The organism is Polaribacter aquimarinus (assembly GCF_003129485.1).
Taxonomy (GTDB): domain Bacteria; phylum Bacteroidota; class Bacteroidia; order Flavobacteriales; family Flavobacteriaceae; genus Polaribacter; species Polaribacter aquimarinus.
The window spans coordinates 370,426-385,597 of the sequence record NZ_QFFG01000001.1; the positions used below are offsets into that span (position 1 = coordinate 370,426).

General features: G+C 30.8%; 9 protein-coding genes. 3 read left to right on the forward strand and 6 right to left on the reverse strand.

All coding sequences use genetic code 11. From position 1 onward, the window contains the following. Positions 1-12 precede the first annotated feature (12 nt). The 3 genes from gatB/aspS to DIS07_RS01805 are packed head-to-tail and all read right to left on the reverse strand — an operon-like array spanning position 13 to position 5,020. Entirely contained in the window at positions 13-3,351 is a 3,339-nt protein-coding gene (gatB/aspS, locus tag DIS07_RS01795; protein ID WP_109403501.1) for a bifunctional amidotransferase subunit GatB/aspartate--tRNA ligase AspS, read from the reverse strand. Further along, a complete protein-coding gene (locus DIS07_RS01800) occupies positions 3,351-4,751 on the reverse strand; it encodes an amidase family protein (protein WP_109403502.1) in 1,401 nt (466 codons plus the stop codon). The genes gatB/aspS and DIS07_RS01800 overlap by 1 nt, the downstream gene beginning before the upstream one ends. A gap of 2 nt (positions 4,752-4,753) precedes the next feature. Further along, positions 4,754-5,020: an Asp-tRNA(Asn)/Glu-tRNA(Gln) amidotransferase subunit GatC gene (locus tag DIS07_RS01805; RefSeq protein WP_181374503.1), complete on the reverse strand. Its 267-nt coding sequence runs from the start codon at positions 5,018-5,020 to the stop codon at positions 4,754-4,756. Between the two features lie 615 nt (positions 5,021-5,635). Here DIS07_RS01805 and DIS07_RS01810 point away from each other — a divergent pair. Beyond that, positions 5,636-8,569, forward strand: coding sequence for a G8 domain-containing protein (locus DIS07_RS01810; RefSeq protein ID WP_146190697.1), 2,934 nt, complete (start codon positions 5,636-5,638; stop codon positions 8,567-8,569). Positions 8,570-8,581: 12 nt separating this feature from the next. Here DIS07_RS01810 and DIS07_RS01815 read toward each other — a convergent pair whose 3' ends face one another. Further along, positions 8,582-9,838: a porin family protein gene (locus tag DIS07_RS01815; RefSeq protein WP_109403505.1), complete on the reverse strand. Its 1,257-nt coding sequence runs from the start codon at positions 9,836-9,838 to the stop codon at positions 8,582-8,584. A gap of 365 nt (positions 9,839-10,203) precedes the next feature. Between DIS07_RS01815 and gyrB the strand changes: the two genes are divergently transcribed. After that, on the forward strand, positions 10,204-12,141 hold the full coding sequence (gene gyrB, locus DIS07_RS01820; RefSeq protein ID WP_109403506.1) for a DNA topoisomerase (ATP-hydrolyzing) subunit B: 1,938 nt from the start codon (positions 10,204-10,206) through the stop codon (positions 12,139-12,141). A gap of 80 nt (positions 12,142-12,221) precedes the next feature. Here the strand turns inward: gyrB and DIS07_RS01825 are convergent, their stop codons facing one another. Beyond that, positions 12,222-13,232, reverse strand: a complete 1,011-nt coding sequence (locus DIS07_RS01825) for a DUF6588 family protein (RefSeq protein WP_146190698.1) — start codon at positions 13,230-13,232, stop codon at positions 12,222-12,224. Between the two features lie 44 nt (positions 13,233-13,276). Beyond that, positions 13,277-13,762, reverse strand: a complete 486-nt coding sequence (locus DIS07_RS01830) for a hypothetical protein (RefSeq protein ID WP_146190699.1) — start codon at positions 13,760-13,762, stop codon at positions 13,277-13,279. Between the two features lie 257 nt (positions 13,763-14,019). On the opposite strand from DIS07_RS01830, the gene DIS07_RS01835 reads away from it, so the two are divergent. Continuing rightward, a complete protein-coding gene (locus DIS07_RS01835) occupies positions 14,020-15,054 on the forward strand; it encodes a DUF6588 family protein (RefSeq protein ID WP_109403509.1) in 1,035 nt (344 codons plus the stop codon). Positions 15,055-15,172: the final 118 nt, after the last annotated feature.

Below are 15,172 nucleotides of genomic sequence, written 5' to 3' on the forward strand. Positions count from 1 at the left end.
TTCAAATAAACCTTAACTTCTCATAATTTTTACATTCATTTCTTCTACTTTTTTATCTGATAAAATAGATGGTGCATTAAATAATAAATCTTCTGATGTTCCTGTTTTTGGAAAAGCCATTACTTCTCTAATAGAAGCCTTCTTTTCTAAAATCATCATTAACCTATCTACACCCCAAGCAATTCCACCGTGTGGTGGTGCACCATATTGAAACGCTTTATACATTGTCCCAACACTTTTTATCATCTCTTCTTTATTGTAACCCATATTTTTATAGGTTGCTTCTAAAATTTCTGCTTTGTGCGCACGAACAGAACCTCCACCAATTTCATAACCATTTAAGATTAAATCATATTGTTGTGCGATAATAGTTCCTATTTCCTCTCCTTCTCCATTCATATGCTTTTCTAAATCATAAACTGCTGGCATAGAAAACGGATTGTGTGTAAACGTCCATCTTCCTTCATCTGTTTTTTCAAACATTGGAAAATCTACAACCCATGCAGGTCTTAATTCTTTTGGATTGATGAGTTTCAAAATTCGTCCCAATTCTTGACGAACAGCATCCAATGCCTTATTTGCGGTAGCATAATCTGCTGCAGAAAAGAATACAATATCTCCTACTTGCGCATTTGTTTCTTTAATAATGTTTGCTGCAATTTCTTCTCCTAAAAACTTAATAATTGGCGATTGTAAATCGTTTTCATTTACAATAATATACGCTAAACCACCTAAACCATTTTGTTGAGCAATGGCAGTTAAGTTTTCAATCTGACCTTTAGACATCCTTTTGTTTCCTTGTTCTTGAGCAGAAACCTTGATACATTTTACAACTCCACCATCATCAATAGGTTTGCTAAATACTTGGAAAGTTGTGTCTTTTACAATATCAGTAATGTCTTGCATTTCTAAACCATAACGTAAATCTGGTCTATCACAACCATATTTATCCATAGCTTCTTTGTAAGTTATAACTTCGAAAGGACGTAAAATCCATTTTTTACTATAGATTTTCTTCACGATTTCATTAAACATTTTTGTGTTTAAATCGATAATCTGTTGCATACTTGCGTATGCCATTTCAATATCTAATTGTGTAAATTCTGGTTGTCTATCTCCTCTAGAATCTTCATCTCTAAAACAACGTGCAATTTGAAAATACTTTTCAAAACCACCCACCATTAACATTTGTTTAAATTGCTGTGGTGCTTGAGGTAAGGTATAAAAAGAACCTGCTTGTTTTCTGGTTGGCACAATAAATTCTCTTGCACCTTCATCTGTCCCTGCAGTTAAAATTGGCGTTTCTATTTCTAAAAATTCTTCTTCATCCAAAATGTCACGCATTAATTTGATGACTCTATGACGATTTACGATTGCTTTACGAACTTCATCATTTCTGTGATCTAAAAACTTGTATTGAAAACGTGTAGTTTCGTTTGTTTTCATTGCTCTTTTTATCTCAAAAGGCAATGTTTTAGATAAGTTTAAAATTTCTAAGGAAGCAGTTTCTAGTTCAATTTTACCAGTTCTTAAACCTGCATTATAATCATCTTCATTTCTTTGAACAACCACACCAGTAACCATAATAACCGTTTCTGGTTTTAGTTTTACCAATTCATCTAAATTCGGAAAAGTTTCTCTACTTAAACGAACTTGAAAAACTTGATTGCTCGAATCTCTTAAATCAATAAACATTAACTCTCCATGATCACGTACACTAGAAACCCAACCTGATAATGTTACTTCATCATTTATAGAATCATCAGATAATTCAGAAATTTTATGTGTTCTGTATTCATCTTTAATTACAATTGGAATTTCTGGTAATTCTTCTGTTTGTTTATTAGTTGTTGGTTGTTGGTTGTTGGCTAATGATTTTTTACTTACTACTTCCAACTTCTTACTTCCAACTTCATTAGAGGCTAATTGTTTCAGAATTTCTTCACGAATTACTTTTCCTGAAGCTCCTTTACCAATAATTTGAATTACTTTACCAACTAAGATTCCTGCTTTTCCTTGATTTCCTCCTTTAATATCTGCAGCAATAGCTTCGTTTTCTGCAATTACTTTTGCAACAGCATCTTTAATTTTATCTTCAGAAATCGTATTGTCTTCAAAGTATTTATTGTAATCGAAATCTCTATCTTTTAAGTATGATGTAATTCCGTTTTGAACTAAAACAGAAGTAATTTTATCATCTTTAAATAATTGGAAAATTTCAATTAACTGTTCTACACTATGAATATTTGCATATTCATCAGCTTTTAAATTGTTTACTAAGGTTTTTGCTACAAAAGAAGGATCTTTGATTACATTATTTATCTCAACAAATGTTTTAGAACGCAAAGAATCTGCCGTAAAAAACTTTGCATCTTGTGGTAAAACACCACCTTTTATTAAAATAGATTCTACTGCAAAAGGTAAAGAACTTACATCTACATCTATACTTTCTACAACTTGTTTTATGTTTACAAATGGTAAATCTGGTTCAGAAATAAAACGATAATCTGCTTCAAATTCTTTTTTACGCATTGTTTTGGTTTGCTTTAAATCTGCATCCCATAAAACCGTAGTTTGGTCTGGTCTAAACTCTTTATTTTCTATGTAATAATTAAGTTGTTTTTCAATTTCTTCCTTTAAAGCATCTACCATAAACTTAAATGAATTTAAGTTTTTGATTTCTGTTCTTGGATTTAAATCATAACTTCTTTTCTTACGTAAAGACACAGAAACATCCGATTTAAACTCTCCTTTTTCAAGGTTTGCTTCCGATATTTTTAAATTCTGAACAATTCTTTGAATATATTGTGCATAGATTGAAGCATCTTCTATATGACGAATACAAGGTTCTGTTACAATTTCTATTAACGGAACTCCTGCTTTGTTAAAATCTACTAAAGAAACTTTCTTTTCGTGCATTAATTTTGCAGCATCTTCTTCAATATGAACCTGCGTTAAATTCACTGTAAACTGAGAACCATCGTTTCTAAAACAAGAAACTTGTCCATCAGGAATTACAGGATTATGAAACTGTGTAATTTGAATATTCTTTGGATTGTCTGGATACTCATAATGTTTACGATCCCAAGAAATTACTTCATTTTCAAAGGTTGATTTTACTGCTTTTCCAAAATAAATAGCTTTGGTAATTGCTTCTTTATTTATGGAAGGTAAAACGCCCATTTGCCCGGTACAAACAGAACATATATTGGTGTTTGGCTGCTCAATTTCTTGGTTTGCACAAGAGCAAAATAACTTTGTTTTTGTGTTTAATCGAACGTGTGTTTCTAAACCAATTACCAACTCTAACTCGTGCTTTTTTAGCAACTCATTTAATTGTTCCAATTCCATTATATCGTATCTTTTAAGAAGTGAGCAAACTTCAAAACAAGTTCGTCATTATTTTTTGCAGCAGAAATTTGTAATCCGGTTGCTGTTCCTTGAGGTACTGTCAAAGTTGGTAATTGCCCTAAACTAAAACCAACTGTGTAAGCATCTGACAAATACATTGCCAAAGGATCTTTTAAACTGTCTCCTATTTTTGGCGGTGTGCTAGGTGTAACCGGTGATAAAATGATATCAACTTCTTGAAAATCTTTTTCAAAATTATCAGCAATTTGGTCTCTTAAATTCAATCCTTTTAAATAGATTTCATCAGAAAAACCTTGAGATAGCACTTGATTTCCACCAACAATTCTACGTTTTGTTTCTTCAGAAAAATTTTCTGAACGAGTAATAGAATAGGTATCTTTTAAATTATCACCTTCAATTCTTGCTCCATAATTTGTTCCATCTAATCTAGATAAATTAGAAGCAGTTTCTGCCATTGCTAATGTATAATAGGTAGAAACCAAAGTATCTGATTCAAAGAAATCTAATTCTTTAACTTTAATTCCTTTCGCTTTAATTTTTTCTAAGGATGCTAAAAAATCTGACTTAACTTGAGCATCAATTGCTTCGCTTTCAATAAAGTTTTTAAAGTATCCAATAGTTTTAATTTGATCTGCATTTAAAACAGCTTCTTCAGAAATTGCTTTTGATTGATACGTAGTTTGATCTTTTACATCTTTACCACTCATCACATTTAAAACAATTCTAATATCTTCTATTGATTTTGCTATTGGACCAACACAATCTGTAGAAGAAGCGTAGGCCATAATTCCATATCTAGAAATTCTTCCATAAGTTGGTTTAAAACCATACACTTTATTGTAACCTGCTGGTTGACGAATTGAACCTCCTGTATCTCCTCCAATAGAAAAAACAGTGTAATCTTTAGCTACATTAACTGCAGAACCTCCACTAGAACCTCCACCAACTAACTCAGGATTAATAGCATTTTTAACTGCTCCAAAAATGGTGTTTTCAGAAGAAGAACCGTGACCAAAAGAATCACAATTTTCTTTTACTAACGGAATTGCACCTGCATCTAACAATTTTTGAATTGCAGTTGCAGTATAAGATGATTTATAGTTTTTTAACAATTCTGAACTAGAAGTAGTTAATGTTCCTTGAACCATATACACATCTTTAATTCCGAAAGGAATTCCTTCTAACAAACCAATTTCTTGCCCGCTTTCAATTTTAGCATCAACATTTGCTGCTAATTCTAAAGCTTTTAAATCTAAAAGTGAATTGACTGTATTGTGAGTGTTTGATTTTAATAAATCTAATCTATCTTGAACTAATTGAGTACAAGTGATTTCTTTGTTCATCATTTGTTGATGAATTTGATGTATTTGCGATTCCATGTTTATTCTTCTATCACTTTAGACACTACCAAATATCCGTTCTTTTCTTTTGGGAAATTTTCAATGATGATTTCTTTTTCTATTGATGAACTATCAATTACAATATCCTCTCTTAAATCATCTAAAGAGACAGCGTTATTAGAAGTATTGAAAGAAGTATTGTTTGTTGTGTTTGCATTCTTAATCACCTCAAACAACTTACTTACAGTTTCTGATTCTTTTGCTCCTTTAATACTCGACAGAACGTCGACTGTCATCATTTTACTCATTATTCTAAATTTTTAGTCTAAAAAAAAACCTTCCAAATTGGAAGGCTTTATTTATATATTTTTAAACAACAACCTTCCAATCCTATAAATTAGGATTATTGAAATTATTATTGTTATTATTGATTATCATTTCTTAAATTCGAGGTCAAATATATACCAAATAAATAGACTAAGCACTATTTTTTAGTATATCTGAGTTTATTTACGAATTTGATAAAATTATGATTCTTAATTTATTAGTTTTTAAAATTCTATTACAATTAAAGGCTCAGACTAAAATTATTTCAAAGAAATTAGATATTGAAAAGTGGTCATTCTCTAGTATCCTTTTTATTGGATAGCTATTGTATCAAAAAACAAGACGCTACTGTTAACCAAAACTAAGCTTTATCTTACAGTTTATCAGTCAACAGAAAAACTACTGTAAAATCTTAACATGTTTATTAATTATTAAAAACATCTTAGTTAAAAGTTTAAATTTCAATATTATACATAACTTCAAAAGGAATTTTTAATATTTTATTCTATAAATATTAAACAGATACAACAGGATGGTTGATTTGCAAACACCTTATATTTTAGAACTGACTCATTTTGAATGAACCTATTTTTAATATGAAAAAAAAGATCCTTTATTTTTTTGTTGTTTTTACTTTAGTATTTGAACTGTCAGCTACTAAAAACCGCTCTCTAAGTTTTATTAATACTGAAGAAGCAATACTGTTTTCTGGTAATAATAATCTATTTAAACTTATCTCAACCAATCTTCCTACCATACAAGCTGTAAAAAGTGGTAGTTGGCAAAACATAGCTACGTGGTCGACAGGAATTATACCAACGGAAAATGATGACGTTGTAATACCCGAAGGAATAACTGTAGATTTAGTTGGAACTGCAAAAGCTAAAACTATTACTGTAAGAGGAAGTTTAAAAGGGTTGAAAGCTCAAAAAAATGACGCTTCAATAGATTTAGAAACAGAAATGATTTTGGTTATGGGCGCTAATGCTCATTTTGAAATTGGTACTAAAAACCAACCATACATAGCTGATGGTAAATGCAAAATAACTCTAATTGGTACGAACAAAGAAAGTTTAGGTACAATGGGAGATAATTTTATTGGCGCAATGAATGGAGGTAAAATAGAATTTCACGGAAAAGAGAAAATAAGTTGGACACATTTAGGTGCAAATGCTACTGTGGGCTCAAATTCAATCACTTTGTCAGAACCTGTTGATTGGGAAATAGGAGATGAAATTGTTATTGTTTCTAGTAGAACAGACTGGAATGAGGCAGAAAAAAGAATAATTAATTCTATTAGTGCTGATAATTTAAAAATCACCTTTAATGAAACTCTAAAATTCCCTCATTTTAGCAAAACTAAAACATATACTAGAACTACAGATGGTAAAAGTTGGACTGCAGATTTAAGAGCAGAAGTAGGACTTTTATCACATAATATCAAAATTCAAGGAGCAGAGAATAGCGAACAAACTGGTTTTGGAGGACATATAATGGCTATGCCTAACAGTACTCTTATTGGAAGTAGTGTAGAACTCTACAGAATGGGCCAAAAAGCAAAATTAGGAAAGTATCCTTGGCATTGGCATCTACTTCATGATTTTGGAACTGGACAATATTTTAAAAATTCTAGCATACATAAATCTTTTAATAGAGCTATTACCATACATGGAACGAGCTACACTACTATAGATAATAATTTTTTTTATGACCACATAGGACATGGTGTATTTCTTGAAGATGGTAGTGAGCGTTATAATGTGATAAAAAACAATGTAGCATTAGGAACAAGAAAACCAAAAAAAGGAGAAGAAGTTACACCTTCTGACAATCAATTAAATGAAGTACAGAATAGAACTCCTGCCACATATTGGATAACCAATCCAAACAATACCTTTCAAAATAACGTAGCAGCAGGAACAGAAGGAACAGGGTATTGGTTTGCTTTTCCTCAAAAACCAATGGGAGATTCTGCAAAAGATTCTAGATTCAATGGTATTGAACCTTATAAAGAACCTCTTGGGCTTTTTAAAGGAAATAAAGCACACAGTTGCGTAAGCGGTGTTGATGTATTCGATCAACTTACAAGTGATCATAAAATACTTAGTAACAGAGGTTGGCAAAACAAAGAAGAACATTTATTTGAAGACTGCACTTGGTATTCTAATAAACTCGGCTTGTATTCTGGCTTAGGGAATAGTGTAGGTAATAGATTCGAATATACTAGTAACCTCGTTTTTTTTAACAACATTGTTATTGATAATACAACTGCTATACAATTTGCTAGTTTTTCGCAAATTAAAGAATCTGTAATTGTGGCAGATTCTGAAACAGGAATTTTACAAGGTAATACAAGATTATATAGAATGTATGATGGACCTGGTCAAATTAAAAATTGCCACTTTGTGGGATGGAACACAGGTACTAGAACATTTATAAGTAGTGGTGGTGCTGCAACTAAAAATACAAATCATCGTCTTTCAGGCATCACTACAGATAATAATAAAATACCTCATGTAATATTACCAAATTATGACATTCCTATTAAAAATGACGATACAAGACCTCAGAACCCATCTCATCCAAGAAATTGGATTACTGTGTTATTAGATGAAGATGGCTCTCTAACCGGTAAGGCAAATTCTTCTATTGTTAGCAATCATCCATTTATGTTAGTTGGAGATGAAACAAAACCCTCTAATTGGATAAGAGCTTATGTTAGTCCTCATAAATTTGCATCATCAGTACTACGTTTTCCGAGTTTGACTACAGCTCAAATTCCAAATTTATCTTGTAGAAGAATTAAAGATAAAACTCCAATAGCTTCTGCATACCATATTTACGGATTTAAAACATTTATTCAATTTCCATTTATTGTTAACGAAGGCTTTCAATACACATACACTTTCGAGTCTTTACCCACAACAAAAAGCATTAACATTGCCATGGAAAATGCTAGAGTTGGTGATAACTATGTTCTAAAATTTTCAGATTTTGGTAAACTTGGTGGATTAAATTTAACTTTTTCTAGTAAAAATTTAAACGAAAGCAACTCATTAACAGATCTAAATAGCAATGATAGCAGTTCTTTTTATAGAGAACCTAATGGTGATCTTTTTATAAAAATTGTGGCTACTCAAATGAACCAAACAATAAATATGACTTGGACTAATAATTATTCTGTACCAATGTTAGATACAGATAATGATTTAGTAAGTGATAGAAGTGAAATTACAAATGGCACAAATCCTTTTAGTGATGATGGAACATTAAATACAGAAACTTTTATTACCACTAGTGACGAAGTAAATCTTTTTCCTAATCCTGTAAATGATCTTTTAAATTTTTCTGGAACTTTTTTTGATTCAGATACTAGTATTCAAATCTTTAATTTGTTAGGAAAAGTGGTACTTACAAAAGAGTTAAAAATTAATAAATTTATAAATACTTCAAATTTACCATCAGGTTTTTACATCGTTGTTATGAATAATAGAAGTAAATCTATAGCAAAGAAAATACTTGTTAAATAAAATATTTGATAATTATTTCAAAGAAATTTGATATTGTAAAACTGCCATTCCTTTATATCCTTTTTGTTGAATGGTGGTTGCATCAAAAATTGGACGATGCTGGTACCCTAAACTAAACTTAGTATTATGTTTACCATCAAGCAAAAAGTTAACCGTAAAATCATAAACTGTCATTTGATCATTTAAAGCATCCCAATTAGAAGTTTGAATGGCAATATTAGGTTGAATAACAAAATTTTGACCCATTATTTTAGATGCTTTTAAAGCATATCCAAATTGCATATACCAAGTCGTTCCTGAACCAATCATTGGAAATGCAACTCCAGCCCCATTGAAGTCTGTTCCACCACCTGTAGTTGGATTATTTGCACCTACATTTCTTATATAGTCTTTACCAAAATCATAATCGTAATATCCTAAATAGGCTGTTATTGCAGTTTCATTAGAAAAAGGTAAATTTAGAAAAGAATCTATTGCCCAGTGTTTCATATCATATAAATTTGTTGAAGCTAACATTGCATCTCCATCACTCATAGCATTTTCTTGATATTGATAACCTAAACCTATATTAAATACTTTCTTTGTGTTTCCATAGGTTCCTGTTTGATAGGCAGATTTGTTTGATTCATGCTCAAAAAATTGATATTTCACATATGTAGACGTTTTAACTCTTGGCTTGTTATTAGCAAAACCTACTTTACCTTGAGGTATTGCTGTTGTAATAAATGGTCTATTAAATGCTAATCTATAATCTAACCTTCCATATTGACCTTTTATCCAAGCACCAAACAATCGCCCTAAATCATCATTTTTTTCTACAGAATTTAAAGTAAACAAAGGTGAATCTAACCCCATCAATGTTTTAGCAGAACGGATATTCCATCTATTCAAACCCTGCCATCCAGATTTACCAAGACCTACTTCAAAAGCCTTATCAAAAGTATACTCTACATATAAATCTAACACCTCTAATTGAAAAGTTTTGTTTTTAAAATTATAGTTATTACCCCCAAATATGGAGTAAACAAATATTTTTGGAGTAATTTGTGAAGAAATAGGTATTCTTAAACGTCTAATAGAAATATCCATAAAACTACTAGAAAACTCATTATCAATTAAAGAACCTTCATTTAAATCTGAATAACGGAACCAAATCTGTGAAGTCATATTCCACTTGATAACTGGTTTAAACTCTTCTTTCTCTTGTCCTTTTGAAATGGTTGAAGAAAATAATATTATAACTAACAACCACTTTTGAATACTTTTCATCTTATAATATATTCTGAATTACAAGACAAAATTAGCTTTAACATTTTTTCTAAAACGTGATAAACATCATATAAAAACATTTTTTTTCAACTCCTAACTAGTACTAAATCGATGTAGTTTTAGAATTTCACAAACTCAAAACAAAAGCTATAAAGCAAAAAATGAATTTGATAAATAATTGAAATACTGAAATTTTCAAAAATCAATTTTAACCCCCTTTTTAAAGTATTTAAGCCATTTTTAGAGTTATCAACATTTTTTAATTTTATCAACAAATTACAAAAAAAAGTAAGGTGTTTTACTATATTTGATAGGTTATATTTTACACTAAAATACAATCAAATAAATAATTTAATCATTATAGAATGAGCGAAGAAAAAAAACATAATTATGACGCCTCCAGTATACAGGCTTTAGAAGGAATGGAACATGTTAGAATGCGTCCATCTATGTATATTGGAGATGTAGGTATTCGTGGATTGCATCACTTGGTTTATGAAGTTGTAGACAACTCTATTGATGAAGCTTTGGCTGGTCATTGTGATAGAATTGACGTTACCATTAACGAAGACAACTCAATAACCACCAAAGATAACGGTCGTGGTATACCTGTTGGGATTCATAAAAAAGAAGGTGTTTCTGCATTACAAGTTGTAATGACAAAAATTGGTGCTGGTGGTAAATTTGATAAAGATTCTTACAAAGTCTCTGGAGGTTTGCACGGAGTTGGGGTAAGCTGTGTAAATGCACTATCAGACCATTTAACAGCTACTGTTCACAAAGAAGGAAAAATTTGGCAACAAGAATACGAAAGAGGTAAAACTTTATACCCTGTAAAAACGATAGGAGAAACTGATTTTACGGGTACAATTGTAACTTTTTTGCCAGACAAATCTATCTTTCAACAAACTACTGAGTATAATTATGATACACTTGCCACTAGAATGCGTGAGTTATCTTACTTAAACAAAGGAATAACAATTACTTTAACTGACAAAAGAAGAACTGATGATGAAGGGAATTTTATCTCAGAAACTTTTCATTCTACAGAAGGATTGTCAGAATTTGTAAAGTATTTAGATTCTACTAGAGAACAATTAACTGCTTCTGTAATTTCTATGGAAGGTGAGAAAAATGGAATTCCTGTTGAAGTTGCAATGGTTTACAATACCTCTTATTCAGAAAATCTACACTCTTATGTAAACAACATTAACACACATGAAGGAGGAACACATTTATCTGGTTTTAGGCGTGGTTTAACACATACTTTAAAGAAGTATGCTGATGAATCTGGATTGTTAAAAAATGTAAAATTTGAGATAGCTGGTGATGATTTTAGAGAAGGGTTAACAGCAATTGTTTCAGTAAAAGTGCAAGAACCACAATTTGAAGGTCAGACTAAAACAAAATTAGGAAACAGAGAGGTTTCTTCTGCTGTTTCTCAGGCAGTATCAGAAATGTTAACTGATTATTTAGAGGAAAACCCAAATGATGCAAAAACCATTGTTCAAAAAGTAATTTTAGCAGCAACCGCAAGACACGCAGCACGTAAAGCCAGAGAAATGGTGCAGCGTAAAACAGTAATGTCTATAGGTGGTTTACCTGGTAAATTATCTGACTGTTCTGAAACAGATCCTGCTCAGTGTGAAATTTTCTTAGTTGAGGGAGATTCTGCAGGAGGGACTGCAAAACAAGGTCGTGATAGAAATTTTCAAGCAATTTTACCACTTCGTGGAAAAATATTGAATGTAGAAAAAGCGATGCAACATAAAGTTTTTGAAAACGAAGAAATAAAAAATATGTTTACAGCTTTGGGTGTTACTATTGGTACTGAAGAAGACCCAAGAGCTTTAAACTTATCTAAAGTTCGTTATCATAAAGTTGTTATTATGTGTGATGCCGATGTTGATGGCTCTCATATTGCTACCTTAATATTGACTTTCTTCTTTAGATATATGAGAGAAATGGTTGAGCAAGGATATATCTACATTGCTACACCTCCTTTATATTTAGTTAAGAAAGGTCAAAAAAGAGAATATGCTTGGGATGACAACCAACGTGATTTAATTGCCCAAAAAATGGGAGGTTCTGTTACCATTCAAAGATATAAAGGTTTGGGAGAAATGAATGCGGAACAATTATGGGATACAACAATGAACCCAGAATTTAGAACTTTACGTAAAGTAGTTATTGATAATGCTACTGAAGCAGACAGAGTATTCTCGATGCTAATGGGTGATGAAGTACCACCTCGTAGAGACTTTATTGAACGTAATGCAAAATATGCGAATATTGATGCTTAGTTAATATTTATTATTCCCATAAAAAAAGGTGTATGATTCTTTATCATACACCTTTTTTATTAACCTGATATTAATTATAATTATCTGATACTAAAACCAGCTCTAACAGTAAATACATCGTATTCTTGCGAAGCGTATTCAGCAGCAATGTTTATAAATAATAATTTTATACTTAAACCTATATTAGCTCTCATAGAACTGCCGTCATAAGCCAACTGAATAGGATCTGTGTAAGTTTTATTTGTAGCTGTTGTTTTGTATGTACCCAGCATATTTACATCTGTATCGTAAGAAGTTGTACCAATACCACCATACAAAGTAAAAATTGATAATTTTTTAGAAGCTAATAATTGAAACATTGTTGTTTTAGTATTAAATTCTAATGCTTGAGTAGGCTCATTATCTGGATCTAAAAAGAATTTAGATTTTACATCATTCCAAGCAGCTAAAATAGATACATCAAAAGGTAATCTTTTTACAAAAGGAATCCATTGTTTTAAATCATGCATAACTCCAATACCAAAAGTTGAAAATTCATACTCATTAGTAGCTTGCTTAGGCACAAAACGTATTTTTAAGTCTGTTTTCTTAAAAAGACCAATTCCTGCTTGCACCATAGCCGAAGGTACAACACTATAACCTATAGCTTCTTTTAAACCTGAACCCGGTAAAGCTGAAGTAGAAATAGAGTTCCCGCTATTATCCGTAAATTGTAATAATGGTCTATCTGCTAATTTCTGAGAACCAAATAAAGTTGGTAATTCTGCAGAAGCAGAAGGATTATTTGGATCAGAATCTAACTTAATATTATTGTAGTCTGAATTCGTAAAAGTAAAAGTCTCTGCTGTTTTTGGCACAAAAGCACCATTAGCAATAACAGCAATATCAATTCCTAAAAACTTATGTGCTTTAGCAGTAGTATACCAACCTCCATTAATACCATTTCCAAAACCTGTAGGAAAAGGTTGTACATAACCTTTTAACATTGTTTGGGCATCACCTGTACCCCCTTCTAAAATCGACTCTAAATCTATTTGCGAATATGTTGTTACTGTACACATGGCAAATAATGCAATAAATAATTTTCTCATAAATATTTGTTTAGTTTGGTTAATGTGTTTATGTTGGTTTACTATTACTCAACAACTGCTTTAATTTTAAACTTTAAATTTAAAGTAAAGCTATTGTCAGAAATAGGTGATGCTGTTGAACCATTTAGCTTTACCTGAACATTTCCTCCAGTTATGCTAGACAAAATATCAGAAGATCCTGAAGGAATAGTAATTGCACTTGACGGCACACCTGATTTTAGAGTTAAAGATTGATTAAATAAAGGTTTTCCTCCAATTTTCAAATCAAAATTTCCAGTTATGGTACCACCTCCATCATAATCCTTAAGAGTTATAATAACACTCTCTACATCGGCAGAAACAAACTTACTACCATTATCTAATAAGTCTGAAACATCCATACTCTTATCTATGTCAACCTGTTGCGCTCCTTTTAATCCTGTAACTGTTGCATTTGTCTCGAATTCATCTACAACAGCAAATTGTATTGGTCCATCTTCTTCACAATTACTAAATACAAATACTGCACAAAGTAATAATACTGTTTTCATAAGTTTAATTTTTTTCATAATGTTCGGTTTAGATTATATTTGTTTATGTTGTAAATATACAGAAAAAAATATTTGTAAATAAATAAGAGAGAGCACCTATTTTTTTTGGTTCATAAAATATATATACTTTGTGATAACAACATGTATAAATGGTAAATGATAGCTTACACAAAAAACAATTCATTTATATTTATTACATTTACTTTTTGTTGCCATAACAAAACAGTGAATTATTAATACCTAACCCCCTAAGAACAATGAAAAAACATATTTTCATTATAACTTTATTCGTTTTTTACAATTTCCACGCTCAATCTGGTTTCGAAACAATATTTTTAGCTGACAAAAACGATTCAAAAAAAATTATTTCCAGTTATTTTGCTCCCAGAATAGAAGGTTATTTGAGTGGTTTAAATAACGGATGGTTTTATAGCGCAAAATCTCATAAACCTTTTGGTTTTGATTTTTCAGTTAATCTAGTGAATGTTATTTACACTAATGATGACGAAGTTTTTAATACCGAAAATCTTAGCTCTTTAAACTTACCAAGCGGCAGTTTAATCGGAACAACCTCTTTAGGTGAAAAAACAACAACTCCTTTTTCAGTTACCAAAACGGTTAACGGTAATAATGTTACTGCTAATGGAATCTTTAATGGTGGTACAGATGGTTCTTTTTTTAACAAGACCTCATCAATACCAATAGCGCAAATTGGAGTGGGTATTTCTAATGGTTTTGACTTAATGTTAAGACTTACTCCTGAAATAAAGCTTAATAATGGTAATGAATCACTAAGTGTTTTGGGCTTTGGATGTAAAAAAGAAGTGACCAATTGGTTTCCAAAATCAACAAAATTACCTTTACACCTCTCTATTATAGCAGGATATACTTTAATGACAGCAAATTACGGAATCGAAAATAAAAGCTTTCCTTCAGGAAACGAATCTGGCATTCAAGTTCAAAATGCAATATCAGAATTTAGCTTAAGAAGTTTTACCCTTCAAACGATTGGTTCTTTAGAATGGAATACATTTAGTTTTTTTGGAAGTATAGGATATTACAATGGAAACTCAAATTTTAGGACTACAGGTAATTTTAAAGCAAAATACAAAGGAGCTATAAATCCAGAAATAGAAGATTTAGACATTCCTCAAGACATTAAATTTAATGTTAGTAATTTTAGTGCAACAATTGGTTCTAGGATCAATTTAAGGTATTTTAAAATTTTTGGTAGTTTTTCTATACAAGAATTCAAAACTACTAGTTTGGGTATTGCTTTCAGCATCAAATAAAAAAAAACGAAAATATTTAACAAAAAAAGACAACTAGTTTAGTTGTCTTTTTTTTATGATATATATCACATAAAAATATTATTTATATCGTATTTTTGTGGAAGAATTTTATCATAAA